Below are 26,967 nucleotides of genomic sequence, written 5' to 3' on the forward strand. Positions count from 1 at the left end.
TTCCTATGAATGAGAATGGTAATGAAAAATTTCTAATTCCCCATGAAGGAGTCCCTCAGCTCCCCCAACTTAAATATTTAAAATTTGTATCTTGTTCAGACAATATACGATCATCGCAAGATACACTTGATTTTGGACTGTTTGTTCACTAAAACCGTAAAATTTTTTGATACTCAAATGTTGCTTCATCCATTTGAAAAAAAGCTCAATTGCCCATCTTGATTTATAAATCTCAGCAATTTCATCAGCGTCTAAGTCAAATCGGTTCGTCAACAAGCTAAGTTCATTTCCTTTTGTATCCAATAATTTCAATCTGCGAAATACATTTTCTGAACGATTTTGTGTGGTTCCAATGACAACCATTTCATCTGACACTACGTTTGAATTTACTTGTAGTGGAAAGGTTTCAAATACTCGTACTACAGCGTTCTTTCGCAGACGAGAAACAAAGAAATAACCCTCATCTGTCATACGATCGAAACGTTCATAATCTAAGTAACCACGATCAAAAACGTACATGCATGCTTTGTCATCAACCAAAACTTAATCGCATTTGTGATGACCGCTTGATCCGGATAAGAAAGGCCTTTTTCCATAAATACGAGTCGTAAATGAAGTTTGACACCTGACTTTGTTTTGCGAACCCATTTATGGTTCGTTAAATTAAGTGGTAATGTACTAGAATCAATGATTTTTAATGGTGTTGTTATTCTTCTACGATTTTGGAAATCTGTTATCTTATGGATATCAGAGACTAAATCCAGAAAAATCGTTTGAAAAAAAGCAGTCGGAACGTGATTCAATCTTCTTCCTAATTGTGAGAAACTGATGGAATCTAACTCTGTAGCCTGTTGTAGTTCATCCGAGAAAACAGCATCGCTAAGCGCTCGTAAGCTTTCCGTTTCATGAAGTTGAGCATACAGAAGCAATGACATAAATGAATCCATATGTAGCTTTTTAGTATAGTGATTTAGTTGATACTTTTTCACCTGTTCATTAAATAATGTTTGATTTATAGGTGATAACCATTGTTTAAATGATGTTTTTCGTGTAGACTTATCCATGGTGTTTGTCCTTTATATTGGATTTGGATAGGTTACTACCGCCAACCATTATAAAGGATTTTTTTATGGAAACAAAGTGTTTAAGAAAATTCTGTATTTTATATCGCATATGAATATTTTAATGCGACACTAGTGAACATTTATATATAAAAGATTAGAATTTTAAAAGACAATTACCTTATTTTCTTATTGAAGGAGCGATGAATAAATCCTATGTTAAAAATTAAAGATGTATATAAAATAATAAAACAATTTTCCTCTCCCTGAAGTAAAATTATAGTAGTTTCAATATTTCATAAAGGTATAATGAACAAAGGCGCAGGGCGCCCGTTTAGCAACGTAGCGAATGGAACGAATCAACGGAGATAAAGGAATCACGGTGAGGTAACGAACCGATGATGACTTATCGTAGGGTGATTTCGTGAAGTCGCCTAGTTGCTGGGCGCTGAAGCCGGACGTGACTATTCAGTTATTTCGTTATCTCCAAGCACCTAATTTTATACTTTCTTATTCTGTTAAAAAAACTCAAAATAGTTCTTTATCATTAAGTCCTTTTATCCAACCATTAACTTTACATAATGTTCTTTTCATTACTTAAAACACACTCCAGGTAATTTTTTAACCATTTATAAGTAGAACATGTTGTAGCACCTTGTTTATTTTCTGCTAAACTATTAGGAAGAAGCGGCGGGACGGTTTTCATGCTTCTTTGAAGGAAAATCCCCACTGATTGAAGTTTCGCTTTATATCATGATTGATAGTTTCTAATTGGAGATGTATATGGATTGTCATGAGGCAATATGCATGGAGATGAAATGGATAGTAAAACCTATTCTCCTCTAATATATCTAAGTAAGCCTGATAATACGGAGTGTTGTGAAACAATGCTGTTCTCCGATTGCCACGTAAGGTGATATGGTACATGGCCCCCGCCCCCACCCCCAAAAGGTTGGTGTAACTTTTCAAATGACAGATAATACTATACAATTAAAAAAAGGGGTGTGAGTAAAATGAGCTTACCAAACGAAGAACTTGTCTCCTTAAAAAAGTTTTACCAAATGCGGGAGCAAACCGATCAGCTCCTTGAATATATTGATGGCGTCGTTTACATGTCACCCTCACCCTCCACCGTTCATCAGCGGCTATCTATGCGATTAGCCGCGCAATTATACAACCTTTTAGAAAGCGATGATTGTGAGGTTTTCTCGGCACCGTTCGATGTGAAACTAAGTAATGAAAATATTCCTGGAGATAAAGTGGTTATCCCTGATTTGTCTGTCATCTGTGACAAAAGTGGCCTGGATGATCAACAATACACAGGTGCTCCTACCATGATCATTGAAATAATTAACCCATCCAATCAGGCGCATGACCTCATTACCAAATTGAATTTATATATGCAGTATGGGGTCAAAGAGTATTGGATTGTGAACCCCCTGCTGAACACAATCATGGTATATGCCTTGAATGAAAAAGCGAAATACGAACAGAAAGACATTGTCCGGGAAAAAGGTATCGTGACATCAACAGTGCTTCCTAATTTTTCAGTTGATGCTGAGAAGCTTTTTCAGCAATAACAGCGGGACGCGGGGACGGTTCTGTCGTCCCTAAAAAAAGTCAGTCCAAATGTAACATCTGGACTGACTTTTTTTAGCATGAGCAGTAATTTTCTTGTGACAAGTTCTATCTCATCAAGCTCTACGTATGTAAAATATAACTTCTTTTGTAGCTTATTAGGAATAAATTTCTCACCATCTTTAACGATGGCACCGGTTACATTAATTTCTTTGTTAAATGTTCTATGCCGAGTTTTTGAGTGGTTTACATCTAAGCGATAGTTTTGAATGATTCTATATACAATACGTTTGAAAGTTTTACTAATAAATTTTTCCGAAGAAAACGTTAAGTCATCTATAAAGCATGTAAAACGAATACCTTCTGGTTCAACATATTTATGGAATTCATAAAAATGATTTAAGTAGGAAAGTACACTTAACAACGGGACTAGTAGAATAACCCTGAGGTAAATGTCTAATTTTATTATTGGAAGAAAGTGATTCAGTTGTAAATTGAGTAATTATCTTGGATATATCTATCGCCATTTTAATTTTTTTCTAAAGAAACCGTAAACAAAATAATCCTAAGTAGACGGATAGAAGTCTTTAATATCTAATCACAAAAAGTGTTTATTGTTTATGAATTGCCCCCTGTCAAGTAGACAGAGGGCAGTTCAGACCATATGATAAATAGCTCTTTTATGTGGCTATTCTTTTTTAAAAAAATTATTCCACCTCCCGCTAAACTTGTTTCGATTATAGTTACAGGAAGTGGTTTTGTTGTGAAAGAAAAAATTTAATAAAAAATTTTCCATTAATACTAGCTGGACTTATTTTTATCAAACAAATGTAAAATAAATAATCCCCCACCGATCGCAATAGGACCCACAGTTACTAAATAAACCCAATTCTTTTCAAACTCAAATTTATTAGCTAAGTATAATACCAAAAATACGTAAACAATTGTAGTCAATAGTTTCAATGATGTCAGCTCCTAAAACGCAATATCCATCCAACTATTATTAGGGTACTTATCTCTTTTGTCAAGTTGCTCGAAATGCTAGAAACTTTGCTCAAACGATAAATTATGTACGGATTAGTCTGGCGAAGTTGTTATGTGGAAAATTTTCTTTAGTCTTTAGTGATATACTAATATTATTAACTAAATTATAGCCCATCGAATAACAATCACTAGTTGAGAAATGAGGGAACAAATGTCATATACAAATGTACCTATGCTTTTTGCTATAGCTTTAGTTATTTTTGGTGTTTGGAAGATATATTCTGAAAATAAAGAAGAAGGAAACAGCAAAAAGGTGTTCTTTAGAAGATTAGGATTGGTCTTATTAGGTACTTATATTCTAATAGCTGGTACGCTGTTCTTATTTTTTTAAACTTTAGATTTACTAGTGAGGGTTTTCACTCATCCCCTACTGATGATTAGTACCACAATGGTATGACCTAAAGACATCTTACGAAATTGGGCATTTAGGTGCTGTTACCTCCCACTTAGACTTGTTGCAGTCTAGATTATCTAACTACTGTAGTGGGAGTCTGACAGCACCTTACTTTATATACGGGATAAAGGAGTAGGCTTTTTTGATTCATACACGTCTTTTTTATCCCCATGACATAATGCCATCTAAAAGACTCTATCTGATCTAACTTGAATGCCCCTTGTAGCTACTTCGTTTAACAAAGCTCTCAATGGACCCACCAGCAGCAAATTGGCTAGGTGATTTTTTTACGGTTACTTTTTTTGACCTACTTTAAAAGATTTTGTAGGCTTACTGGATGATCTAGACTTATCCTACGTCCGGTTTGCATATACCTTAATGCTTGAGGAGATATTTTCCTCGGTTGCATATTTTTTGACGGGATTTAAATATACCTTGCTGTCAGCTTTAATTGATAAGTTTAAACTTTTCCTATTAGGTGAAAGAATTCCCATTAATCTTTTAACAATACGCGATCGCTTTTGACTTGTCGCACTGCCTAGCCTTTAAATTGTGATGGAATTGTCTCTCCCTAGCATATTTAGATGTCATGCATACTACGGCACCATAATAACTACTATGACTTTAGCAAGCTAAATTTCTCCTAAGTATTTTGTTAACGTTTATCTTCTATGTCTATTTGGAGGAATAATATTAAGCCTTCCTTCAAATAGTTTCAACCCAACTATACCACCAAGGATAAGAGCAACCGTAAACCCCCAGCCTGCTAATGAAAAATTACATATGGCTGAAAATAAAGCACCGATATTACAACCACCAGCGCATCTTGCTCCAAATCCCATAATCAATCCACCGCCAGCATAGATGAAGGCATCCTTCACGGAGTACTTAAAGTTAAATTTGAACTTACCAGCTAAAAGCAAGGCAATTAAAGAGCCAAATATAATACCAATGTTCCTTATTGTACCATTGTGATTCAACAAACCATTATTTACATCCTCTAGAATACTTGTGAATGCTGGCGAATTAAACTCAAAACCTAAGTTTTGCAAGAATGCGACATCCCATCTAGAAAAAGCAGATGTAACACCCCAGCTTGAACCTGTCGTATTAACAATAAAAATGAACATTACTGCTAATAAAATAGCGCCCGTTAAAAAGCTCCAACGTTCAATGAAAAATTTATGATAAGTTTCATAACTAAAAAATTTATAATTCCTTTTTGCCTCTATGGCTTTTTCGTCATGAGCAAACAATTCTTCCTCATAAAAACCTTCTTTTTTTCTAAAAGCTTCATATTTGTTAACTAATATATAAAGTAAAAGAAGCGCGAAAAGTGATACAAGTAGAGCACCGATAAAACCAAAAGTATGAGGTAAATACATCGTTGTACTGAATTTCCCTAAAGCAGAATCATGTATTTTATATCTTACCAATTCTCCAGGGGCTGTCCCGAGTACAAAAAATGGTAACACAATCATAGCGCGGGTAGCACCTTCGCCAATATCTGTCAATGTTCCAGAAGCACAAGCGCCTGCCATTATCATCCCAATACCAAAGATAAAACCTCCAGCAATCGTTGCGATACTAAGTGTATTAACCGATTTAGAACCAGGTATAATTGTATCTCCAGCTTCAGCCATAAATGCTGGTACGGCACCATTTGCTGCAGCATACCAGTGTATTCCTATCATACCAATCATTGTAATCGCAAACATAATTATTAGTGCTCTTGATAAACCTCCAAACCCAGTTACATAAATTTTTTTCACTCCACCAGCAAAGCCAAAAGTAGAGCGTGTCAAAATATAGCCTAATGCCACTCCAGTTAATAAATACAACGTTAATTTTTGACTTGAATGAGCAAGAAATGACCCGAAGTATCCAACAAGAGCAATTACTATTAAGCCGATAATAGATTGAATCAGTAATGTGTTCGTTTTGAACTTCGGTTGATGAATGGTGGTTTGATTAGTTTTCATGAGATAATTCCCTCCAAAATTTGTGAAACACTTCACATATATGTTAATTAACTTTCCAATATTAGTCAATGTAAACTTTTCGTATTAAAATAATTTAAATATTGCTTTTTTATTTAACAAAGCAAAAATGGCAGAATCCTTGCAAATTATCGTGTTGGCTTCATCAATTACATTGACATAAAAATATACTCTAGAAAGTATAATATCCAGACAGGCTTAAAATTGTTGTTACTGAATGTAATCTCAAGCTTATATTAAGGTTATAACCAATCGTATAGGAATGAATCATTGAATGATATTCCTTTGTATAACTTAGATATATAACATATTATTTGGCGCGCTTTTACACAGTTACAAGCAACTAATACACCATCATATTTCTTCAACCACGTGAGCAACCTAAGTATCAAAATAAATCATACATTCCCTTCCTGTTTTATGATAATATTACCTGGAAGGAGGAATACATATGGCCTTTATTAGTACGTTATTAGGCACTATTGCATCATTGGGAATCACGGTTGGTATCGTATTATTAATTATGGGTGCTATCAAAAAGAAAAAATATAAAGGCGGAATGATAACGCTCGTTTCGCTTGTTTTATTTATCATAGCAGCTATCATTACACCAGACGATTTAAAAGAAAAATATGCAAATCAAGAACAGGATAAAGCAGAGAAACAACATGATGTGGATAAGCAATTAAATGACGATGATGACGATGACGACGACGATGATAAAAGAAAAAAGAAGAGCAATGAACTTTCTAGCCAACAGAAAAAAACAATCAAGTCACTACAAAACTTCCCAGCTTTTACGAAAGAATACAAAAAACTTAACGATAGTACACAAAAGAAAACTTGGGATAAACACTTATCAGGCAAAAAGGTAACTTGGAAAGGTTATGTGATGGAAGCAAAAGGAAAAAAGGTCTACGTCTGGGGAGGAGACAAATATAAAGACCAGAAATGGTCTCAGGTTAAAAAGAGCAAGAAAAATGAGGCATACCAAGTATTTCTTGCTGATTTTGGGAAAAATACTCCGAAGAAAACATTAAAGGCTGGGGACAAAGTAACCATTCAAGGAACGCTTATGTCAAGTGGTGACGCAAAACAAAATCTGCATTGGAAACTTTATACTGCCAAATTGATGTCAAAATAGCCTGCTTTCTACAAGCAGGCTATTTTCATAGGACGATAGTTATATTTACATATCAAAACACGATTGTTTTATTTTCATGTACAATAATTCGATCCTCAAGGTGCCATTTGACAGCCCTGGATAATACTACTCGTTCAATTGCTTGACCAATCTTTTTCATTTTAGCGCTATTATCTCTGTGGTCCACTCTGCCGATATCTTGTTCAATAATCGGACCTTCATCCAGATCATTGGTCACATAGTGAGAGGTCGCTCCAATCATTTTTACACCACGTTTATAAGCCCGCTCATAAGGCTTCGCCCCAACAAAGGCTGGTAAAAAGGAGTGGTGGATATTAATGATTTGATGCTCGTAATTCTTAACAAAATCACTGGTTAATATTTGCATATAACGCGCCAACACGATGACATCCACCTGATGCTCATTCAATAATTGAAGTTGCTTTTCCTCTACTTGCTTGCGAATATCTTTATTTGCTGGGATATAATAAAAGGGTATTCCAAGCGACTCCACTGTTTCTCGAGCCGTTTCATGATTACTTATAACAAGAGCGATATGTGCCATAAGGTCCCCACTTTGATATTCCCATAACAATTCCATCAGACAATGCGGCTCATTGGAAACAAAAATCGCCATATTCTTTAACTGGCTAACGTATAATAACTGCCATTCCATTGCAAATTTCTCACCAATTGATTGAAATGCTTCCTCTAACACTTCTGCTTTTTCCAGTAATTGTGGACAATAAAATTCTACGCGCATAAAGAACTGTCCGCCATCCGGATCGAGGGTATATTGATCCGAAGTAATAATGTTTGCATCATGTCTGTACAAAAAATCGGAAACAGCAGCGACAATGCCTGGCTGATCTGGACACTTAATTAACAATCTTGCTTTATTTTTATTTTCCGCTTGGTACTGTTGGATACTTTTCTTCATGTAGTGATTCATTGCTGATACCTCAATCATTTATTTTTGTATAATACTTTATGTTATTTTGTGCAAACAGTCAATCCTTCATCTATTTTGTAAGATTTTCATGCAAAAAACTTGTCATAGCAATTAATTTCTCTTACAATATTTATTGTTCTTATTTATAGGGAGAAGTACCCAAGTCTGGCTGAAGGGGACGCACTCGAAATGCGTTAGGGCGTGCAAGCGCCGCGTGGGTTCGAATCCCACCTTCTCCGTTTTATGCTTAAAAAAACAAGCGAAGAGCGTTATTTGGTTCAAATTATAAACGTCACATGAAATGAAAATAAGAAGGTTGCAGATAATCCTTTTACGGCAAGGCAACCCTTCTTTTATTTAGGCTATGTGTTGTTTTCGTTTTCACTACACGCTTGCACGAACGCATTGTAAATTCTTTTGGAGACTGTATCTCCAGCTGTTGCCAAATCTTCAGGATGCCATTGCACCCCTAATATAAATGGAGCCTGTTTACTTTCAATTGCTTCTACAACGCCATCACTTGCTATCCCAGAAATTTGTATATCTTTCCCGGGATTTCGGTTAGCCTGATGGTGCCTGCTGTTTACTTTTATTCTCTCTGTTTCTACAATTTCTCTTAATAATGTCTCCTCTTTTACATGTACAAAATGAGAGGCGTGACTAGCAGGGGCATGTTGTTTATGCTGTAATAATTCCCCATCTATTTGCGCATAAATATCCTGGTACATATCACCACCTAGTGCAACGTTTAAAATTTGACACCCTCTACAAACACCTAAGATAGGTTTTTGTTGCGTTTGCATTTCCTCTATGATGGCAACTTCATATTGATCACGAATCGGATTGATTTCACCTAACTTCGGGTGTGGTTCTTCATGAAATAAGGTTGGGTCAATACTATTTCCTCCAGTTAAATACAAACCATCAATCATGTTTCCAATTTGCCGAATTTGATCTTCTGATACTACAAAAGGCAGAATGATTGGAATTCCTCCAGCCCCTTTGATTGCAGCAATATTAGCAGCGCTGACAAAATGCATATTCGTTTCATTTTGTGTTGATGGGGTTATTCCGATAACGGGATTCAATGATACACACTCCTTATAACGAATTTTCAATCTTGTTTTTCACTTTCATTTAGTATACGGCTGTTTTAGGGGAATTGCTATCCTTAAAATGGTTCAAGGAAGTTGTCTCTTCCGTTTTTTGAAATAAGATTACTGATTTAACATTTTGACCTATAGGTAAAAGCTTTTTCCCGCCAAAAGTGTACTAAGGTTTGCCTTTACGTATCAATTATTATTTATGTTAATGGCTTAGTTTCACATATTTTATTTATTTAGATACCAAGAAGCAGCCTTCACCTTAATATAAAGACTGCTTCTTACCTATGTTTAAATAAATCTTGCTCTTATTTTCCCTGATATCAGATCAATAAACGTAACCATTAGAATAATTCCTAATAAAATAATGCCTACTCTCTCCCAATCTCTTACACTCAAAGCGAAAATTAGCGGTGTGCCGATCCCGCCAGCACCGATTACGCCCAGAACTGCCGCCGCTCGTACATTCACTTCAAATCGATACAGAATAAACGAGAAAAAGTTGGGCAGCACCTGGGGGACAATGGCAAAAATAAAAGTCTTTACGGGGTTTGCACCTGATGCAATCAATGCTTCTTTTGCACTTAAGTCAACGTTATCGACACTTTCAGAAATGAGTTTTCCAAGCATACCTACCGCACCAATGCCTAATGCCAAAACACCAGCAAAAGCCCCTGGTCCAACCGCTTTAATAAATAGTAAAGCAAGCACAATATCTGGAAACACGCGAATAAAGCTTAGCATAAATTTACTTATCCCAACAGCTAATTTAGACTTGACAATGTTTTTCGAAGCCAAAAAAGCAAACGGGATACAAAGAACCCCTGCAATAAACGTTCCTAGTAAAGCGATAGCTAATGTATCCAACAACCCACGAAGTAAATCTTCGCCATCAGGATCATACACATAATCCCAATCTGGTTGAAACAGCCCAGAAAAAATAGCTGATACAACTTCCACCGACGTATCCTTCCATTCTAATTTTGGCAATCCTGAAAAAGCCCATATGTAGATAGCAGAAACGATAACAATAATCATGATAAGACGTATTCGCTTCATGTTAATTTCTCCCTTATTCTTGTAGACAAGTAATCGATAATCAATACAACTACTAACGTATAGATAATGATGGAAGCTGTTTTTCCGTAATCAAGAAAGCCAAGCGTTTGTTCATAATATAATCCAATCCCCCCTGCTCCCACCAGACCAAGCACCGCTGCTGCACGAATGTTAATTTCAAACGTATATAAAAAGAAAGACATAAACGATGCCATCACTTGTGGAATTACCCCATAAAAAATCCATTTGAGCTTGTTTGCACCAACTGCAGTCATTGCTTCGAGCGGACCTGGATCAATCGCTTCCACTGATTCGTAGAAAAGCTTAGCGATAATACCAATGGAAAATAACATTAACGCACAGATTCCTGGAATAGGTCCAATCCCGAAAACGGCCACGAACAAAGCTGCTAATAATAACTCGGGTATTGTACGAATTAAATTTAAAACAAATCTGGCAGGAACTGTCACCCATACAGAGCGAAAAACATTTCGTGCCGCTAAAATAGATAATGGGAAAGCAAGCAACCCTCCAAGCGTTGTTCCAACTACCGCCATGCGGATTGTTTCTAAAATTGGCTTAGTAATAACTGAAAAGTACTCCCAATTTGGAGGCACCAATTGTACCATGAGATCCCACATATTGGGCAGCCCTCGAACTAACTCCGCAAGAGAAAACTCAATTTGCCAACCGCCCCAAAGAAGGAGTACTACTAGAAGCAGTGCTGTGGAAATGGGCTTTAACTTGGATGGAGGAGCAAGCATTGCCATCGACTGTTTCATTTGTGATTCCCTCATTTTGCGACTCCTATCTGTTTTGTTGTTTGTTCATGGTTTTGGTTTCCATATATAGATGCAAATACTTCATCTGTTGCTTCGGCTGCTTTACCATCAAATACGACTTTCCCTTTATTTAAACCAATAATTCGACTGGCATACGCTTTAGCCAAATCTACGGAATGCAAATTGACCACCATCGTAATATGTAATTCTTGGTTAATTCGCAGTAAGTCATCCATCACTTGTTTCGTTGTAATAGGATCTAAGGAGGCTACTGGCTCATCAGCTAAGATAACTTTGGCTTCTTGCGCTAATGCACGAGCTATGGACACCCTTTGCTGTTGACCACCTGATAATTGATCAGCTCGAATATATGCTTTTTCCGCTATGTTTACCCGTTTAAGAGCATCCATAGCGAGTGCTTTATCCTGTTTAGAAAATAATCCAAGCAACATTTTTAATGTTGAATGGTAACCAACCCGGCCAGAGAGTACATTCCTCATTACACTTGAACGACGTACAAGATTAAAGTTTTGAAAAATCATTCCGATATCTCTCCGAATTCGATACAGTTCGTTTCCTCTTGCTTTGGTTATCGAATTCCCATTGATCATAATTTCGCCTTCGCTAATTTCATGCAGACGATTGATGGAACGAAGAAAAGTGGATTTTCCCGCTCCTGATAATCCGACAATGACGACAAATTCGCCATCATCAATTTGTAAATCAATCCTATCTAATCCCCGCGCTCCATTGGGATATACTTTAGACACATTTCTTAATTCTATCAAGGTTTTCCCTACTTTCTTCTCGAAGTAAAAGGAGACTGTTCGCAATTGGCGAGCAGCCTTCTTTTTTAACCAAGCTATTTTTAATCTTAATCGTATCAATTAATGATTATCCTAAAACCATTATTTTTCTACTTCCTTACTTACCTTTTCTTCATATTCTCTAACAATATCAAAGTTGCTATCTTTGGATTCTACGTACCCTTCGTGGGAATAAATTTCTTGAATAATTTTCTTACCTTCCTCATCTTTCCCAATGGCAATAAAGGCGTCCGTGATTGCTTTTTTCGTTTCATCGTCAATATCAGGACGAATGGCTACAGTATCATTAGGAATTGGTTCTGTAAATTCGATGATTCGTGTTTCTTCAAATACATCTTCATAGTCTCCTACTACTATGTTTCGTGCATCTTGAAACGTTACAGCTGCATCTATATCTCCATTCAACAAAGAAATCAATGCTTGATCGTGCCCTTTTAAAGTTACTGGTTCAACATCATTTAATGGATGAATGCCTGCTTCTAATAATGTAGCTGCCGGCCAAACAAAGCCTGCAGATGAAGTTACATTTTGATAACCAATTTTCTTTCCTTTTAAATCTTCAACAGATTCAATATCGGAATCTTTATTAACAATAAAGATAGACTTATAAGAATCAACGAGTTCTTCGGTTGGAGAACCATCATCATTTACACCATAGCGCTGCGCCTGTAACATCACATCTGCCGATCCTTTTTCTTTAGCTAGTACATATGCTGTTGGTGGTAAAAATCCGATATCAACTTGTTTTGAATCCATTGCTTCAATGATAGTGTTGTAGTCGGTCGATACACTTACTTCAACAGGAATATCTAATTCATCACTAAGCAACTTTTCCAAAGGCTTTGCTTTGGCCTCTAACGTATCTGCATTTTGCGAAGGTACAAATTGTACAGACAGCTCTTCCAATTTTTCCTCGCCTTTTTCTGCATTCGCGTTATCACTTTCATCTCCACAAGCAGATAATAGCCCCATGGATAATACTAAAGATAGTCCTATAAATTTTGCTTTTTTCAAGCTTATTACCCCCTCATTTGTATAGAAATTAGAATGCCTTTTCCAATACACTAAGCATATTTTGTTCAAATCATTTCATTGACTTGTTTTATGTACCTCCGTGTACGTATAATTTGGTGAAATTGGTTAGCGTTGCAGAAATATTCTTTATGTGGCATGATGCCTCTGACCAAGCACTCTTATTATTAATTGTACAAAATAATTATTTTGCTACTGTTAATTAGCTGTAAAATAAATGTAATTTTATCTAAACTAGTAAATCCATGCGAGTGAAACTTTGTGGAACTTTATCCGTAATATTTAGAACAAGGGGGAAAAGAATGCGTACCTATTATTTAAAAGATGTCATCTATTTTTCAAGTAAAAAAGCAATCCCGGTAACAACGGACATAAATGAAATTGGATATATACGGAAAACCATTTCAGATACACTCGAAAAAGATAGTGTGTTTTCATATATAAGTGCTGATGAACAGGATTATTTTGTGTTAGGGATGAAGCAAAATGGCTGGAAACGACTGGTATTAGCAGAGTATCAACTATGTACAGAATCCATTCAATATGATTTTAAAGATAAATTGGGAAGCAACATCCTTTATTTCTGTGTTGTGGGGAATATGGATGGTCAAGATATTTTAATTGAAGAAAACTGGTCTGGAGATTTAGAGATAAAGGTAAACAAACTTAGAGTGGCTAAGATTAAAATCGGAACATTTAGCCTGAAGACAACCTTTCAATTTGAAGATACAGTTGAAGAAAATAGCCCCATATTTGCGCTTACTATTTTGATGTATTTTATGTTTAAAATATATCAAGAAGAAGCTGAATGGGTGGAGGGGCTACTTGATATATAACATGTAAAAGAAGAGAGTTCTACAAGTGAGTAAATGGATTTGTTAAAGTTAAATTAATCAATTGCATCAATAATACATTTTCGCTTTCAAAACTAATAGTACTAAATGAAAGAGGTGAGCTGCGTTGTCATTTGAATAAAACGTCCAATCGATTAATTCTCTCCGCTATTTAGTATGGGAGCAGAAGGTAGTTTAGGAAGTTCTACGTGGATTGGCGGCATGATACCATTTCTATGCGTGAGCCAATATCCCTTTCATATTGGCGTCTTGGCTCGTAAATCATATCCGCCGAGGCTCCATGTCAAACTGACTACGAATCTCTCTTTTGGTTATGCTTCCAACATCAAATAGCGAGGAGTCAGCTATTTTAACTGAATTAACTTTGTGACTATGCAATTTTCATCTATTGCAGAGACCAACAATGTAGCTCATGCAGTTGTACCGAATTTAATAATTTTTGTCACGGAGTCGATTTTGTCGTATATCTCTGTCCAAATTTTCACAGACTTATCTACTTTTCCTATAGTCATATAGAAGCCAGCTTCACCATTTCTATATTGTATTTAAACCACAGGGTCTTAATTGTTTTCTTCCGTATCGCTATTTCCCACTCAAACTGATATTCTTTTTGTATATTAGCTGGTCGGTTGATCGGATAATTGACCATCATCTAGATTTTCTCCAATGTGAGTTATCAGCTTAATCATCCTTTATTCATAAATACCTTTGAATTTCATCTAGTTTTTTTAGCTGTTCTTTAGGGTAACCTTCCGCCTCGCTATATTTTTGTACCATTTCGATACTTCCTTAATTTACTTATTGTAATCTTCAAATTCCTCCGTTGAGAGAACTTCTTCTGCAGTTGCAAGTTACATTTCATCTGCATTTGCTAGTACGAAATGCTGATTGTAAAAAAATAATTATATAAATACCTTATGTGACAAAAAGACATTCTTTAGTCTTTTTAGCTGTTAAAAAATCTGGGTTAGCAGTGACATCTACGATTTTCCATTATTAATATATCGCATACTGCCCGTTCGTAGAAGTATGATCTGATACTAAGGTAGTATATCTTACTCATTTATCTCTCCATCATATGCTAGGAAATGGTCTCTACCTTCCTTAAAATCATTGTAAGTGTTCCGCATATAGTCTCTGGCTAAGGAAATGGCTTATTTATTTAATAATGTACTTAACTGTTCCGAGCTGAAGTGGGCAATACACATTGATATAGTTAGGTATGCAACCAGTTATTGTATGGCTCATTCCTTATGAACAAAGGCTCGGGGCGCCCGTTTAGCAACGAGCGAATGGAACGAATCAACTAAAGATTTAGGAATCATGCCACTAAAAACAGGGGTATGCCGACGCCTGAGCGGCAAGCCCGTTTTTAGTCGACCTTCCCCTTAGCGACGAACTGATGAGGCCTTATCGTAGGGCGCATTTCTAAAGTCGCATCGTTGCTGGCGATGGAGCCGGACGTGGCTAGTCGGTTATTTCGTTATCCTCAAGCACATCATTTTATGCTTTCCTATCTTTTTAAAAAGCTTTTTAAAGCTTCTCGGTTCTTCTCTAAATCCAGTTCCAGCACTGCAGCATTATCGCCCCCGATTAACACACGAGTGTTTCTGTACCCGTCATTAACGGGAATACGGAGGGTTTCAATTTTGCTGTCTTCTTTGATAAAGCTGGTTGCTACGGATAAAACCAATCTTTCTTCCACGTTGGTATCAATATATGGTTGAATAGTGCCTACCATTTGTGGAAAATGTGTAATACCAGTGAAACTGATAATATTTTCCGCAAGAACTTTTATAACTTCTTGTTGTCTATTAACTCTTCCAAAGTCACCTTCTGCGTCATGCCGAAAACGAACATAACCAAGCAGTTCCTTGCCATGCAGAGTTTGTTTACCCTGTGACAGAGACACACCGATGTTTTTTGACATATCTTTTTCAACATCAACTTCGATTCCGTCAGGGAATGCTTTATCAATCATTTTTGTGAATCCTTTAAAGTCAATTTGTGCGTAATATTGAATATCTACATCAAAATTCTCCTTGATGGTTTTACGCATTAATTCAGGACCTCCCAGTGCTTCTGCTGCGTTTATTTTGTTCATGCCATATCCAGGGATATTGACATAGCTGTCCCGCATGATAGAAACGATTTTTGGTGTCTTAGTTTCCTGATCGTATTGCGCAATCATGATGCTGTCGGATCTGGGATGCTTTTCTCCCCTAGAGTCAACACCCAATAGTAGAACATTGATATTACCAAATTTGTCCTTTACCCCATTAAACTCAATATCTAATTTTTGGTTAGAGCCAACATCAGCCTCAGAAGCACTCAACGCAGATTCATACTGCCAATACGCATACCCAATTACGCTTACGAATAACACAAGCATTCCGGCTATTATTAGGAAAAATATATTCTTCTTTCTTAGTTTGCGTTTTTTTATTGTTACTCTCTTTTTGTCCAATTAATATTCCTCTTTCCCTCTTACGCAGTGATTCTTTTTTATCTATGATAAACATTTAGTACCCAATTTTTCTTACACTCAATAAAGACTCTTTAGCTTTTAGACTCATTTTTCTTCAATCATTGATAGCAATACCTTTTCCATCACTTCCTTAGATAATAAATCCGCACTCATAATAATCTCATAGCCTTGTTCCGGAATCGTTACTCTCATCTCATGTATATTACTATCAACATAGCTGCCATAATCAAAATCATATCCATTAAGCTGATATGAATCGATTTTGTCAAAGTGCTTTGTCCAGTTTTTCTCAGTCTTACCTATTTTTCCTATAATCGTATAGAAGCCAAATTCTCCTTCACTTTCCCTATATTGTATTTCTACCACAGGATCTTCTCCTATATGCTCTTCCCCCGTTGTCGCTGTTTCCTCCTCCAACTCATATCCTTTTGGTATAAATGCTGGCCGGTTGATTGGATAATTGACCATTTTTTGTGCTTCCTCCAATGTATGGGTTGTCAGCTTTCTTATCCTTTCTTCATAACCCTCTATCTTCGATTGAATTCTATCCAACTTTTTCATCTCTTCTTTATTAGGAAACCTTCTGTTTTCCGCTACTATTTTTGTATCGATTTCAACGTCTTCTTTAGTTAGCTGACTATAATCTTCAAATTCTTCTTTCGAAAGAACTTTTTTCGCCAGTTCCAAGTGACGTTCCATTCTTGGAACATACTCTTTTACATTGGGATGATTTTTTTGAAGCTGCTCACCTGATCCAAAAATCTTTCCTATCAAAGTTCCATCTGCATCTGCTATGTAAGAATTGCCAATTGTAAAAGTTGCTCCCAAAATCATTAATGAAGCTGCCACTCCGATTAACCATTTGGGATATCTTTTCCTTTTCTTTCTTTTGTGTTTCACTTGCCTGATTCCCAGCTTTGCCCTTGCATGTAACTCTTTGGGAATTTCAATCTTTTCAAGTTCGCGTTTTATATCATTGCTCATAGATATCCTCCTTATTTAACTGCTTACGCAGCTTTTCCAAAGAACGGTATAAAATCGTTTTCACTGTGCCAATAGGCATATCTAATATGCCTGAAATTCTGTTTATGGTATAATCAGCATAAAACTTTAGCAACAAGACACTCTTTTCATTTTCATTTAAACCTTCAATCAATTCTTTAAGTGTCATTTGAAGGGGCACATCGTGCTCATTAGCGCACATGATATCTATGTGATCCGGCCTTAAATGAACTATATTCTTCTTTTTTCTTAGCTGATTTATAGCAGTATTAATCGCAATTCTAATCAACCAAGATTTAAAATACTCCGGTTGCTTCAGTGTTTTTATTTGATCAAATGATTTGTATGCTGTCTCTTGAACAATGTCCAGTGCATCTTCCTGATTTCTAACATACATATATGCCATTCTATAAATATCTTCTTCGTATTTTTTAAAAAGAATGATATACGCTTTTTCATCACCTTTTTGTGCTTTCTTTACTAGCTGGTTGATAATTACCACCTCTACATATGTATCTACCTTTTCTTTTATTGGATACTACCAATTATTCTCTTATTTACACGACTATATATCACCTATATGTATCCAGCTGCATATCCTTTAAAAGATTAAGTGCGATTTTTTTTACTGTATATATCGACTTGTTTTACCCAATGCATTGCCAGCCAATCCATCCACAATTGACCATCTATATATTAGACAATTTACCAAGTTGTTTGGCTTTAAAAAAATTAAAAAAATATAACAAAAAATAAATGAATATAAAACAGGGGTATATTGGATGTTAAAAATTGGAGTCAATCAAATTAATGCAGTTCATTCTTATTATAACCCTAATTAATCTCCTTTTTCATATGTTGCTTGTTTGCAAACAACAAGCTCATTCCCTTTCAACCAAAGTGTTAAAGTACTGTAAAATTTCTGCTAAACCTTCTTAAAAATGCTTTAGTGTATTATCTTTTGAAAAATTTGCATGAACCTTCATTATAAAATTGGCTTTATATAACACATTCATTGTGTCCTGTTTGAATTATTCATTTTTGTGTCACCCATGAATTATTTCAAAGTTAATAACAACATATTCTTTATATTCTAAGTACCACTTTAAAATTATTATTTTCAGAAAACAGATAGTATATCATAATGGGTTATACTTTCATCGCTTCTTATACACACTTAAAATAGAAATTAAAAAAGGATGTGTAAAATGATGTTTAATAATAAGAAACATGCAAATAGATTAATTAAAGAGAAATCACCATACCTTTTACAGCATGCATATAACCCTGTGAATTGGTACCCATGGTCTGAAGAAGCTTTCGCCAAAGCAAAAGAAGAAAATAAACCCATTTTCCTTTCTATTGGTTATAGTACATGTCATTGGTGTCATGTACACTAATGTATACTATAATAAATTAAAAAGAAGGCCGCCCTATTATATTATTAGGTCGGCTTATTTATTGAATTCGTTGAAATGCTTGTTATAGAATTTGTTAAAATTTTTAATAGCCACATTTGACGGTTTATTTGAAGTAACTTCTAGTTTAATGCCGTTTCTTTCAATAATTCGCACGTTCTTTTCATTTTTAAGTACCTTTTCACCCATCCTTTTCACCTGCTAACACAGCAATATTTAAATTCAACGCCAATTTATAAAAAGCTTTCCATCTGATTTTTGCATAAGTCCTTTCACTAACTGGCGGCTGAAACTTAAAACAGTACACATTATAATCCGTTAAGTACTCAGCTTCCTCCGACATGTACCTTTCTTCAATCAAAAAACGTTCCATTTTCGGCAATCGTCTCACCGAACGTTCTATTCGTTCACAATACTTCCTTATTCGTTCCTGTTCATCTACATTTTTCACTGCAATACTGCCTGTTTGATCACCAGGTATGTTACTTCTTCCTCCGCCTATATCATCAATATGTGATGTGGTAGATGCTTCTCGTTCAAAGGTTAAGTATTTATATATGCGATATTTTTCCAATGCAGCTTCAACTGCTTTTTGCGTTGCTTTTCTATCTAATTCGGGAAGTTCAAAACTCAATAGATGTTCCCCCTTTAAGAGGTTTTGCCCTGGTTTCCCAGGGCGTTGTTATTTAATCTAGCAATAAGTCTGGGTCGCTTAAATCAGGATCATCAAAAGTAACTTCATCAGGTTCACCTGTAGGAAGATCATCTATACTGACTTGTCCTTCCACTACTTCGACTGTTCCATCATTGTTCACACTATAATCAATGCCCTCATGTGGATCCATGTCCTCAAATTCTTCAATAGACATTTGCGATGGTTCTAATAATAAATCAACATGGCTACCAGCAAGCGTGTAAAGCTTAATAATCTCGCTATCGCCTTTAACGTTAAACTTGAGTACAGTCTTTTTACTATCACGTTGTAAGGTTTTAAACTCAGCTGTTATTCTGTCCACTTCGCTGTTTTTGACCTCTAGCAAGGCAATGTTACCTGCTAATTGCACTAACTCATCGGAGTGCTGCAATTCATCACCTTGCACATGGAATTCCAGTATCTCTTTTTTGTCATCCTTTTGCATTTTCTTGAAAAGAACACTTAAATTTATTTTTGACATTTATATTCTCCTTTGCATATAGATGTGGCTTTAATTCGGCTTGTTCTGTGCGTTTTTATATTAATCTAGTATTAAATATCATCACGACAACAAAATCTCTTAAAATGGCTTAAAACAACTTTTATAGTTATCCGGCTTTAACGTTATGTAAAACCTCAGCTTGATAACTATGGGCAACTTTTCGTTCAACCAAAGCTTTAGCTATTTGGGCCATAATGTAGGCATCGACAATGTTGTCGCTACTATGCACAAAGCCATAATGCTCTTTAACAGCTGCCATTACAGCTTGTTTCTTTTCCTTCCCTTTTAGGCGCTTTTTATTACCTGGTTGACCAGACCAACCTGTTACATGTACAAACTTTTTAACCGCATTTGGCGCAACCTCGTAATATCTAATGCCTTGCTTGTATAACTCATTGCGTATGCCGTGATGCAAACCTCCTGCAAACATGGCTCTTTGCGTATTAAAAGGCATACCCTCTATGCAAATAATGTCAGTTTTTTGTACATGCGTAACGATGTCATTTATAAGAGTTGTCATCCTTTTTGGATCTTTATCACCAATACCAGTAAGCTCCTTAGCCTTTAAAACTTGGCCATCTTTTGATAAAGCAACAAAACCTGTTTTACTGGCTGGGTCTATTCCTACGTATCTCACTGCACTCTGATTCTCCTTTCGCAACTATTTACTTTTAAAAAAATCATAGCTATAATAGTACTTGCTAATAGCAAGAGTAGGGTTCCTTAATGGAAATCCTGCCCACTCTAAAGGGTGAACGCTATGGAAATCACGATAAAAATTCGTGTTTCCCAGGGAACGCTAGCCTTCCTAGGAGGGTTAGCTAACCTGTTGGCGACGATACTCAGCTTGTAAAAGCTGAGTATTTTTATTTTTGTTTCTTATCCAACTCAATAAATTGCTGTTTCCACCCTCTAAACAGAAGTCTGAATTCGTTAAGTCCAGTATTACGCCCTTTTGCTATAAACTGCTGCACTACCTTTCCCTGTTGTTCCGTATCATTTGGATCAATCCATAGAAACTCAACTACATCAGCGTCTTGTTCAATAGAGCCGGATTCTTTTAACTCTGATAGAGTTGGCTTCTTTGGATTCTTGTCACTATCCCTTGTCATTTGGGATAGCATCATAAACACACATTTCATTTCACGCGCCATCTGTTTAGCTGCTTGAGTTACTTTTCCGATTGCTTCTGCTCTTGTTCTTCCTTTCGGCTGAGGAATCTTCATGATTTGCAGATAATCCACTGCAACCATTGCTAGATCACCGTGTTTACGTTTAAATCTACGAGCTGTGGATCGGACTTCCTCAATAGTGACACCACTGCTATCCTGTATATAGATCGGGAGCTGTTCAAGACGGTTGTATGCTTCTTCGACTTCTGCATATTGTTTAGGGCTAAGTTCCTTGTTTCTGATGCGATTGAACGGAATACCAGTTATATTAGAGATCATTCGATCTTTCAGCTGATCCTCATCCATTTCTTGCGACCAAATAAGAACAGGGCCACTCTCAGCGACTCCTATAACTCGCTGTAATAACATGGCTGTTTTACCTACAGATGGACGACCAGCTGAGATAAACAAATCCCCTCTGTATAATCCCTTTGCCCATCCATCAAATTGAGGAAAGCCTGACTCAATGTAGGTGATTTCTTTTGACAACAAGTGCTCGAAATACTTCTGCCTGGTCTCAACTAGACTTCGCATTTTTCCATTGTCATCAGGGCGCATTTCTGCAACTAAAGCTTCTACAGCCGAAAAATATTCCTCATCCGTTTCAAAGTCTTCCCTTGATAAAGCAGTGATTTTATTACCTATTTCCGAACCTCTGCGCCTTATTGCTTTCGATCGAACTATATTAGCGTGATAGACTACATTTGCTGTAGTCGGACAAGATTCTGCCAGTTCCGTTAGATACGTAACGCTTAGTTCGTCTGCTCTATTATGCTGCACGTACATTTCTGTAACAGTTACAACGTCCACTGGTTTGTTACGTTTATCCAGCCAGCGCATTACTCTGTATATTTGTTGATGTCTGTGATCTAAGAAATCCCTATCCTCTAAAAACGAAATTTCATCAAGTACATTAGAATCGAGAAACACAGCACCTAGTACTGATTGTTCAGCTGATAAATCACTAATTGTTCCAGTTGAATTCATCAGGATCGTTCCCTTCTGCTATCCATTGTTGCAATGCTATTTCCTTATCACGTGGGTCCTTTGGCTGTTTAGGCTTAGTAGGCTCTTTTTCGGCTTTCATTTTTATAGCCAACTGCGCAAACTGTTTACGTAATTTATTAGCTGATAAGACGTTAGTTCGCCAAAATGGATCCTGTACTACCCAATCCATTACATCTTTAGCTAAGCGCTTGTCTACCCCATCTAGTTCGATGAGTTTTCTCATATCATCAGCCCAGGTCTGTAAATTAGCCTTTTTAGTTAAATGCGGTAATCCTGCATCTTGTGCAACCTTTTCGACCTTTTTATAAAAGTAAGTGGCCATCTTGTAATAGGTGTTGTCTTCGGTGTATTTTGACTTACTGGTTGCTTTTTTCTTTGGTTTAATTTCCGGCACAGCTTCCTTAACTGCTTCTTTTTCAGTCCATTCTTTGTAATTCTTGTTGAAAGACAAGATTCGAGCCCCCTTTTGACCAATCCCAGCTACAGATATAACGTTTCTATCAATTAATGCTTTCAACTCTCTATCAACGTGGCTTCTACTGGTATCTATCTGTTTAGCCAAGTAGCTGACCGACATTTCATATTCCTTGCGCTGAAAGCCATAGGTGAAACGCCATATGGCCATAACTAAACGAAATTGTGTTCCATTGAGATTGGTCTTCATAATCTGATTTATAATTTCATTGGCAATCCGAGTGTGCCCGTTATGCAGTTGTGGATTTGCCATAATCTATCATCCGTTCATTTTTGTACTTGAAAATAATTGGTTATCATAGCTGCAAACCTTTCAATATCCTTCTTTTCACCATCTACATATGGTTTTTCAAGCCATTCGTTTATCATATCCTCTACTTCCTTTTGAACATCAACAATAGGCAGGTAACCATTGCTTATGGCTTTTATATAATCCGTTGGATAACTTTGAGCAAACTCTTTTAAGACGGCTCCCTTACCTTTTATTGCAGAATATGGGATGGCCATAAACGTTAAATTACGGATATCTTCATTTGGACAAACTCTCTTAAAGTAATCGAAGGCCTCAGCAACTTCTTTCGGCACTCTAACAACCATCTATATAACCTCCAATTTATAATGTTTATCTCGATCTAAGCCTTTTTGTTTTAACGCTCTAACTGTGGTCATTTCGGCTAGAGCTGGCATGTTGTTATTACTAGATAAGTGAGTTAGATAGATTTGTTCCCCAACTCCCCTGACAAGCTCAGATAAGGTATCTGCTGTTTGTTTATTGGATAAATGTCCTACATCTGATAAGATTCGAGCCTTTACACTATCTGGATAAGTAGATGCTTCTACCATTCGTGGCTCATGGTTGCTCTCGATTATATAAACTCTAGAATCTTGCATAGCTTGAATCATTTCCCTGTCTACTTTGCCTGTGTCCAAGCAAATAGAAATTTTGCTGTTTTCACTTTGAATAACGTAACCCTTTGGTTCGTATGCATCATGGTGAACATCGAATGGAATAATTTCTATCCAAGGATTGTAACCCTCGTAATCAAACAGAACACTTTCCTGACCAATAAAGCTTACTAAGTCCTTACCAACACTTTGAATATCCTTCCATTCTTCTTCTCCTGCGTACACAGGAATATTGTACTTATTAGCCAATGGCAATCCTTTTGTATGGTCTTTGTGGGCATGAGTGATAAAGATAGCAACTACATTCGTTGGCACAATCCCTACATCAAGGAGTCGCTTTTCAATTTTTGTTTTGGCTATCCCAGCATCCACTAGAATGGTAGAATTGCCAACAGTCAATGCAATACAGTTACCGTTGGAACCGGAAGCTAGTATGTTTACTTTCATATCATTTCACCAAAACCTTTTTAACGGCAATGGCTGCATTTGCTGAACAAAATTGGCCACGTATCCGTCAAGTCTGTAAATCGCAATACAATCACGATCTTCGCCTGTTCTTAGTGCTATTAGTGTTTCGTTTTGATTTCTATATGTCTCAAGGAACGGATAAGCTTCAAACTCTCTCTTCGCTTCTTCTACAAAATTCAATATGTCTTTACTGATTTGGGTCATTTTCCCAATTCCTCCTTGCACCGTGGGCAAATGCTACGCCCACGGTAATAGTTTTCATTTCCAGGATTCATTTCTTTTCCACAAAGTTGGCAATCGGGGCTTCTGTCATAGACGATAATCTTTGGCAAAAACTTATTCAGGTAGTTCATCATCCGAAGATGCCTTTGCTTGTTGCATATCAATATTCATATCCAACAATTCAATTAAACCAATAAGTTCAGCTTCTGTTGCTGGATTGCTTAATTCAACATTGTTTGCTTTGAGATAACCATTAATAGATGCATTGTCAGTTATTCCAAGTTGCACAAACTTCTGTTTCATTTGATGACGTAAACCAGCCATCTTATCTTCCTGTTCTTCTTTTGGCTGTTCAACAACCTCTTGATTAGGAGTGATGTCTTTGCGTTCCCCAGGCTTGTATTCAGGAATTTCATTAGTTGCTTCAACCGGCTGGTCATCAAACTCTAAGCCAAACTGTGATTTAAGAGCACGCTTTAAAATATGTTTCTTAAACATGTCGCTAAAATAGTTATTCCACATTGTTTTTTGCATACCAATATTTGATTTACGTAAGTGATCGACCTCATCAACTTCCATAAGCACCATGAAAGGTGTAACTCCTTCACGATAAGCAATAGCGTAGCCACCTATTACTTTACCTCGTGGAAATGTAACTTCGTGCTGTTCTACCGCCATATAAGAGCGTCCACTGTCGTCTGTTTTACGACCAACTTTGAACTCGTCGTTTTCATGAATTAGCTGAATGTCGTACCCTAAATAACCATCAGCTTCTTTTGCTTTACGAATATAGAAGTCATATCCAAACTGTACTGTCATTTGACCTTTAAAAACGCTTGGGTGGATCTCATTTACAATTGGATTAGCTCCTGTTTTTTCACACATACTTAGAAACAATTTGAACTGCGAATCATTTAAATCCTTTGCAATTGTATGTTTTAGCGTTTGTACATCCTCTTGAGTCAGTTCACCTGTATTTGTTGCAACGATTTGATTAGCCATTATTAACGTCCTCCTTGATAACGTGAATTTCTTCTGTGATTTCTGTAATTACTTCTGTTCTTGAATGCTTAATAATTTTTCCGTTCGTATACAGGGCAATCTTTATTGCCGTTTCTTTATTTTCATACTTATAAGACTCGCTTTCTTGATCAGTGACATTCAAATCGATAACTCTACCACCAGCAAACTCAGCGCGTCTTACAAACATTCCTTCTTTAACTTTCACTGTATAGAAAACTTTCGTTTTATTTTTAATTAAGTTATTAGCCATTATTTATCCCCCACAATTTTCAATTCTTGTTCTGCCACAACTCTAGCCATTATCAACTGCCCTGTAGGCTCTTTAAATTTGGTAATAGACTCAGCATTATCTACAAACACAGGCACATTAATATTGCTTTGTTGAGACAGTACTTCACGTAATTCAAGACCTGCTCGAATTGATTCGGATAAAGAAAGTTTACTGTAGCCTTTACCATCCATTTCAATTTCAAAGGTTGCTTTAATTTCTCCGTTCTTGAGCTCTTCGAATAAATTAATAGACAGTGTTTCAAAGAGATCTTGAACTTTCTTAGCTTGTAGTTCTGCTTCCTTCGCACGAAAGTCTTTTATGCTGTCAATAATGAAAATGGACTCGTTAAGCGATACTAGAATTTGTTTCTCTGCTTGTTGTGCCTCTTCTAGCTGCTCCTTCATGGCTTCAAAATGTTTATACTTGTTAATTTCCTGTTCAATAGGATTAATCTGCTCTTGTAATTTTCTAGCTTTTTCAAGCTGTTCGCTCACATCGATGTATTCTAATGTTGCAAGTTCTTCTCTTAATGCTTTTCGCTCTTTTATCATTGGATTGACATTCCTAGCAATTGCTTTCGCATTAGCATCAACGGATTTTAAAGCCTCTGCTTTAGCTTCTTCCGTTAACTCTTGGCCACACGCATAGCAATTTTGTTCTATTTGTGTATTTTTAACTTTTGCGTGTTGCTCTCTACCTCTCTCTATTTGAATAGTAAGAGATTCGATCTTACTGTTTATGATATTAATTCTACTGTTTGTATCTCCAGCTACATCAGTAACTTTTTCAATTTCATCTCGCTGTTTTGTTAAAACACTCAACTCTGCTTGCAGTGACTCCAAGGGCACTTTTGGAGCATTATTTTCTAGTTGTTCTTTCAACGTTTTGGTACGGCTTTGTGCAGCTATATATTGCTTGTCTAATTTATTTTTGTTTGTACGATGAATCTTTTCTAGGTCATCCAAAGAATGTTTCTTTAGCAATTCTGCTAGCTTTTTCGCTTGAGCTTCAGGTAACTCCTTAAACACCTCTTTATTTGAAGGAGCAGACACGTATTGCAAAATCATTTCACGTTGCTCTGTCCACTTTAATGTAAAGAAGTAATTCGGATTAAATAACGATAAGAACATACTCTTGTTAAAATATTGGCCAAGCATTTCATTGAAATCCGTTGCCTTACTTGGCACTTCGTTAATGTAATATTTAGCTTTCCCTTTTTTTAATTCACGGCCTAGCAACAATTCAGTACCATCTATATCCATTAATAGCGAAACCATTGTTTCATCAGCTTCATATGTTATTGGACTAGGGTCTAACTTGCTTCCTAATGTATCTGTCCCGTATAATAGCCATGTAATGGCTTCAGGGATTGTTGATTTCCCTTTTGCGTTGTCACCAGTGATTACCGTCCGCTCGCCAAAGTTAACGGTAAGATCCTGGTGACTTTTAAAGTTTTGTAGTTTAAGAGATTTAAATTCGATTTGCATGA

At 36.4% G+C, this 26,967-nt stretch carries 27 protein-coding genes, 1 tRNA gene and 2 pseudogenes; 6 read left to right on the top strand and 24 right to left on the bottom strand.

What is annotated here, in order from left to right:
* Positions 1-75: 75 nt before the first annotated feature.
* Positions 76-1,064: pseudogene (locus KBP50_RS12480) on the bottom strand (IS4 family transposase); the annotation flags it as partial.
* A 1,010-nt stretch (positions 1,065-2,074) separates the two neighbouring features.
* Here KBP50_RS12480 and KBP50_RS12490 point away from each other — a divergent pair.
* A complete protein-coding gene (locus tag KBP50_RS12490) occupies positions 2,075-2,641 on the top strand; it encodes a Uma2 family endonuclease (protein WP_050352257.1) in 567 nt (188 codons plus the stop codon).
* A gap of 799 nt (positions 2,642-3,440) precedes the next feature.
* On the opposite strand, the gene KBP50_RS12495 is transcribed toward KBP50_RS12490, so the two are convergent.
* A complete protein-coding gene (locus KBP50_RS12495; RefSeq protein WP_156875370.1) occupies positions 3,441-3,602 on the bottom strand; it encodes a hypothetical protein in 162 nt (53 codons plus the stop codon).
* A 232-nt stretch (positions 3,603-3,834) separates the two neighbouring features.
* Here KBP50_RS12495 and KBP50_RS12500 point away from each other — a divergent pair, with 232 nt between their 5' ends.
* The gene (locus KBP50_RS12500) at positions 3,835-4,014 is read left to right on the top strand and encodes a hypothetical protein (protein WP_050352255.1); all 180 of its coding nucleotides are present in this window, start codon (positions 3,835-3,837) and stop codon (positions 4,012-4,014) included.
* Positions 4,015-4,739: 725 nt separating this feature from the next.
* Here the strand turns inward: KBP50_RS12500 and KBP50_RS12505 are convergent.
* Complete coding sequence (locus tag KBP50_RS12505; RefSeq protein WP_050352254.1) at positions 4,740-6,059, bottom strand: YeeE/YedE family protein; 1,320 nt, start codon at positions 6,057-6,059, stop codon at positions 4,740-4,742.
* Positions 6,060-6,528: 469 nt separating this feature from the next.
* Here KBP50_RS12505 and KBP50_RS12510 point away from each other — a divergent pair, with 469 nt between their 5' ends.
* Complete coding sequence (locus KBP50_RS12510) at positions 6,529-7,221, top strand: hypothetical protein (RefSeq protein ID WP_050352253.1); 693 nt, start codon at positions 6,529-6,531, stop codon at positions 7,219-7,221.
* A gap of 52 nt (positions 7,222-7,273) precedes the next feature.
* Here the strand turns inward: KBP50_RS12510 and purU are convergent, their stop codons facing one another.
* Positions 7,274-8,173 (bottom strand): formyltetrahydrofolate deformylase, encoded by a 900-nt coding sequence (gene purU, locus KBP50_RS12515; RefSeq protein WP_050352252.1) that lies wholly within the window; start codon positions 8,171-8,173, stop codon positions 7,274-7,276.
* A gap of 149 nt (positions 8,174-8,322) precedes the next feature.
* Between purU and KBP50_RS12520 the strand changes: the two genes are divergently transcribed.
* Positions 8,323-8,412, top strand: a tRNA-Ser gene (locus KBP50_RS12520).
* A gap of 123 nt (positions 8,413-8,535) precedes the next feature.
* Here the strand turns inward: KBP50_RS12520 and KBP50_RS12525 are convergent.
* From KBP50_RS12525 to KBP50_RS12545, 5 genes are all read right to left on the bottom strand, one after another.
* Positions 8,536-9,261, bottom strand: coding sequence for a gamma-glutamyl-gamma-aminobutyrate hydrolase family protein (locus KBP50_RS12525; RefSeq protein WP_050352251.1), 726 nt, complete (start codon positions 9,259-9,261; stop codon positions 8,536-8,538).
* A gap of 306 nt (positions 9,262-9,567) precedes the next feature.
* Positions 9,568-10,335, bottom strand: a complete 768-nt coding sequence (gene phnE, locus KBP50_RS12530) for a phosphonate ABC transporter, permease protein PhnE (protein ID WP_050352250.1) — start codon at positions 10,333-10,335, stop codon at positions 9,568-9,570.
* Entirely contained in the window at positions 10,332-11,132 is an 801-nt protein-coding gene (gene phnE / locus KBP50_RS12535) for a phosphonate ABC transporter, permease protein PhnE (RefSeq protein WP_050352249.1), read from the bottom strand. The genes phnE (KBP50_RS12530) and phnE (KBP50_RS12535) overlap by 4 nt, the downstream gene beginning before the upstream one ends.
* Positions 11,129-11,905, bottom strand: coding sequence for a phosphonate ABC transporter ATP-binding protein (gene phnC, locus KBP50_RS12540; RefSeq protein WP_050353499.1), 777 nt, complete (start codon positions 11,903-11,905; stop codon positions 11,129-11,131). Before phnC ends, phnE (KBP50_RS12535) begins: the two co-directional genes overlap by 4 nt.
* Positions 11,906-12,025: 120 nt before the next feature.
* Positions 12,026-12,958: a phosphate/phosphite/phosphonate ABC transporter substrate-binding protein gene (locus KBP50_RS12545; protein ID WP_175609450.1), complete on the bottom strand. Its 933-nt coding sequence runs from the start codon at positions 12,956-12,958 to the stop codon at positions 12,026-12,028.
* Between the two features lie 320 nt (positions 12,959-13,278).
* Here KBP50_RS12545 and KBP50_RS12550 point away from each other — a divergent pair, with 320 nt between their 5' ends.
* Complete coding sequence (locus tag KBP50_RS12550) at positions 13,279-13,812, top strand: hypothetical protein (RefSeq protein WP_050352248.1); 534 nt, start codon at positions 13,279-13,281, stop codon at positions 13,810-13,812.
* Positions 13,813-14,338: 526 nt separating this feature from the next.
* Here KBP50_RS12550 and KBP50_RS12555 read toward each other — a convergent pair.
* The 4 genes from KBP50_RS12555 to KBP50_RS12570 form a co-directional block, all read right to left on the bottom strand.
* The gene (locus KBP50_RS12555) at positions 14,339-14,482 is read right to left on the bottom strand and encodes a hypothetical protein (RefSeq protein ID WP_156875369.1); all 144 of its coding nucleotides are present in this window, start codon (positions 14,480-14,482) and stop codon (positions 14,339-14,341) included.
* Positions 14,483-15,343: 861 nt separating this feature from the next.
* Positions 15,344-16,297, bottom strand: a complete 954-nt coding sequence (locus tag KBP50_RS12560; RefSeq protein ID WP_050352247.1) for an LCP family protein — start codon at positions 16,295-16,297, stop codon at positions 15,344-15,346.
* A gap of 105 nt (positions 16,298-16,402) precedes the next feature.
* Positions 16,403-17,302 carry a hypothetical protein gene (locus KBP50_RS12565; RefSeq protein WP_050352246.1) on the bottom strand — a complete coding sequence of 300 codons (900 nt, stop codon included), beginning with the start codon at positions 17,300-17,302 and terminating at the stop codon, positions 16,403-16,405.
* Positions 17,292-17,822, bottom strand: coding sequence for a sigma-70 family RNA polymerase sigma factor (locus KBP50_RS12570; protein ID WP_050352245.1), 531 nt, complete (start codon positions 17,820-17,822; stop codon positions 17,292-17,294). The genes KBP50_RS12565 and KBP50_RS12570 overlap by 11 nt, the downstream gene beginning before the upstream one ends.
* Before the next feature lie 709 nt (positions 17,823-18,531).
* On the opposite strand from KBP50_RS12570, the pseudogene KBP50_RS12575 reads away from it, so the two are divergent.
* Positions 18,532-18,714: pseudogene (locus KBP50_RS12575) on the top strand (DUF255 domain-containing protein); the annotation flags it as partial.
* 205 nt (positions 18,715-18,919) lie between these two features.
* On the opposite strand, the gene KBP50_RS12580 reads toward KBP50_RS12575, so the two are convergent.
* From KBP50_RS12580 to KBP50_RS12630, 11 genes are all read right to left on the bottom strand, one after another.
* On the bottom strand, positions 18,920-19,372 hold the full coding sequence (locus tag KBP50_RS12580) for an ArpU family phage packaging/lysis transcriptional regulator (protein WP_050352244.1): 453 nt from the start codon (positions 19,370-19,372) through the stop codon (positions 18,920-18,922).
* Between the two features lie 52 nt (positions 19,373-19,424).
* Positions 19,425-19,913, bottom strand: a complete 489-nt coding sequence (locus KBP50_RS12585) for a hypothetical protein (RefSeq protein WP_050352243.1) — start codon at positions 19,911-19,913, stop codon at positions 19,425-19,427.
* Positions 19,914-20,040: 127 nt separating this feature from the next.
* Entirely contained in the window at positions 20,041-20,571 is a 531-nt protein-coding gene (locus KBP50_RS12590) for a hypothetical protein (RefSeq protein WP_050352242.1), read from the bottom strand.
* Positions 20,572-20,800: 229 nt separating this feature from the next.
* On the bottom strand, positions 20,801-22,093 hold the full coding sequence (locus KBP50_RS12595; RefSeq protein WP_050352241.1) for a replicative DNA helicase: 1,293 nt from the start codon (positions 22,091-22,093) through the stop codon (positions 20,801-20,803).
* Positions 22,071-22,841, bottom strand: coding sequence for a replication protein (locus tag KBP50_RS12600; RefSeq protein WP_076362109.1), 771 nt, complete (start codon positions 22,839-22,841; stop codon positions 22,071-22,073). The genes KBP50_RS12595 and KBP50_RS12600 overlap by 23 nt, the downstream gene beginning before the upstream one ends.
* Positions 22,842-22,855: 14 nt before the next feature.
* Complete coding sequence (locus KBP50_RS12605) at positions 22,856-23,185, bottom strand: hypothetical protein (RefSeq protein WP_050352240.1); 330 nt, start codon at positions 23,183-23,185, stop codon at positions 22,856-22,858.
* On the bottom strand, positions 23,186-23,941 hold the full coding sequence (locus tag KBP50_RS12610; RefSeq protein ID WP_050352239.1) for an MBL fold metallo-hydrolase: 756 nt from the start codon (positions 23,939-23,941) through the stop codon (positions 23,186-23,188).
* A 6-nt stretch (positions 23,942-23,947) separates the two neighbouring features.
* Positions 23,948-24,166 (bottom strand): hypothetical protein, encoded by a 219-nt coding sequence (locus tag KBP50_RS12615; RefSeq protein ID WP_050352238.1) that lies wholly within the window; start codon positions 24,164-24,166, stop codon positions 23,948-23,950.
* 132 nt (positions 24,167-24,298) lie between these two features.
* A complete protein-coding gene (locus tag KBP50_RS12620; protein ID WP_050352237.1) occupies positions 24,299-25,186 on the bottom strand; it encodes a RecT family recombinase in 888 nt (295 codons plus the stop codon).
* A complete protein-coding gene (locus tag KBP50_RS12625; RefSeq protein ID WP_050352236.1) occupies positions 25,179-25,457 on the bottom strand; it encodes a hypothetical protein in 279 nt (92 codons plus the stop codon). The genes KBP50_RS12620 and KBP50_RS12625 overlap by 8 nt, the downstream gene beginning before the upstream one ends.
* Positions 25,457-26,965, bottom strand: coding sequence for an AAA family ATPase (locus KBP50_RS12630; protein ID WP_050352235.1), 1,509 nt, complete (start codon positions 26,963-26,965; stop codon positions 25,457-25,459). Before KBP50_RS12630 ends, KBP50_RS12625 begins: the two co-directional genes overlap by 1 nt.
* Between the last annotated feature and the right edge of the window lie 2 nt (positions 26,966-26,967).

Source organism: Virgibacillus pantothenticus (assembly GCF_018075365.1).
GTDB lineage: Bacteria > Bacillota > Bacilli > Bacillales > Amphibacillaceae > Virgibacillus > Virgibacillus pantothenticus.

What these genes read in the sequence shown, in the direction of transcription:
- KBP50_RS12510 (WP_050352253.1), top strand. Translation starts at nt 6,529, where the DNA reads ATGGCCTTTATTAGTACGTTATTAGGCACTATTGCATCATTGGGAATC.
- purU (WP_050352252.1), bottom strand. Translation starts at nt 8,173, where the DNA reads ATGAATCACTACATGAAGAAAAGTATCCAACAGTACCAAGCGGAAAAT.
- KBP50_RS12500 (WP_050352255.1), top strand. Translation starts at nt 3,835, where the DNA reads ATGTCATATACAAATGTACCTATGCTTTTTGCTATAGCTTTAGTTATT.
- KBP50_RS12630 (WP_050352235.1), bottom strand. Translation starts at nt 26,965, where the DNA reads ATGCAAATCGAATTTAAATCTCTTAAACTACAAAACTTTAAAAGTCAC.
- KBP50_RS12615 (WP_050352238.1), bottom strand. Translation starts at nt 24,166, where the DNA reads ATGACCCAAATCAGTAAAGACATATTGAATTTTGTAGAAGAAGCGAAG.
- KBP50_RS12605 (WP_050352240.1), bottom strand. Translation starts at nt 23,185, where the DNA reads ATGGTTGTTAGAGTGCCGAAAGAAGTTGCTGAGGCCTTCGATTACTTT.
- KBP50_RS12610 (WP_050352239.1), bottom strand. Translation starts at nt 23,941, where the DNA reads ATGAAAGTAAACATACTAGCTTCCGGTTCCAACGGTAACTGTATTGCA.
- KBP50_RS12600 (WP_076362109.1), bottom strand. Translation starts at nt 22,841, where the DNA reads ATGGCAAATCCACAACTGCATAACGGGCACACTCGGATTGCCAATGAA.
- KBP50_RS12550 (WP_050352248.1), top strand. Translation starts at nt 13,279, where the DNA reads ATGCGTACCTATTATTTAAAAGATGTCATCTATTTTTCAAGTAAAAAA.
- KBP50_RS12565 (WP_050352246.1), bottom strand. Translation starts at nt 17,302, where the DNA reads ATGAGCAATGATATAAAACGCGAACTTGAAAAGATTGAAATTCCCAAA.
- KBP50_RS12505 (WP_050352254.1), bottom strand. Translation starts at nt 6,059, where the DNA reads ATGAAAACTAATCAAACCACCATTCATCAACCGAAGTTCAAAACGAAC.
- KBP50_RS12555 (WP_156875369.1), bottom strand. Translation starts at nt 14,482, where the DNA reads ATGATGGTCAATTATCCGATCAACCGACCAGCTAATATACAAAAAGAA.
- KBP50_RS12595 (WP_050352241.1), bottom strand. Translation starts at nt 22,093, where the DNA reads ATGAATTCAACTGGAACAATTAGTGATTTATCAGCTGAACAATCAGTA.
- KBP50_RS12585 (WP_050352243.1), bottom strand. Translation starts at nt 19,913, where the DNA reads ATGTCAAAAATAAATTTAAGTGTTCTTTTCAAGAAAATGCAAAAGGAT.
- KBP50_RS12490 (WP_050352257.1), top strand. Translation starts at nt 2,075, where the DNA reads ATGAGCTTACCAAACGAAGAACTTGTCTCCTTAAAAAAGTTTTACCAA.
- KBP50_RS12620 (WP_050352237.1), bottom strand. Translation starts at nt 25,186, where the DNA reads ATGGCTAATCAAATCGTTGCAACAAATACAGGTGAACTGACTCAAGAG.
- phnE (WP_050352250.1), bottom strand. Translation starts at nt 10,335, where the DNA reads ATGAAGCGAATACGTCTTATCATGATTATTGTTATCGTTTCTGCTATC.
- KBP50_RS12625 (WP_050352236.1), bottom strand. Translation starts at nt 25,457, where the DNA reads ATGGCTAATAACTTAATTAAAAATAAAACGAAAGTTTTCTATACAGTG.
- phnE (WP_050352249.1), bottom strand. Translation starts at nt 11,132, where the DNA reads ATGAGGGAATCACAAATGAAACAGTCGATGGCAATGCTTGCTCCTCCA.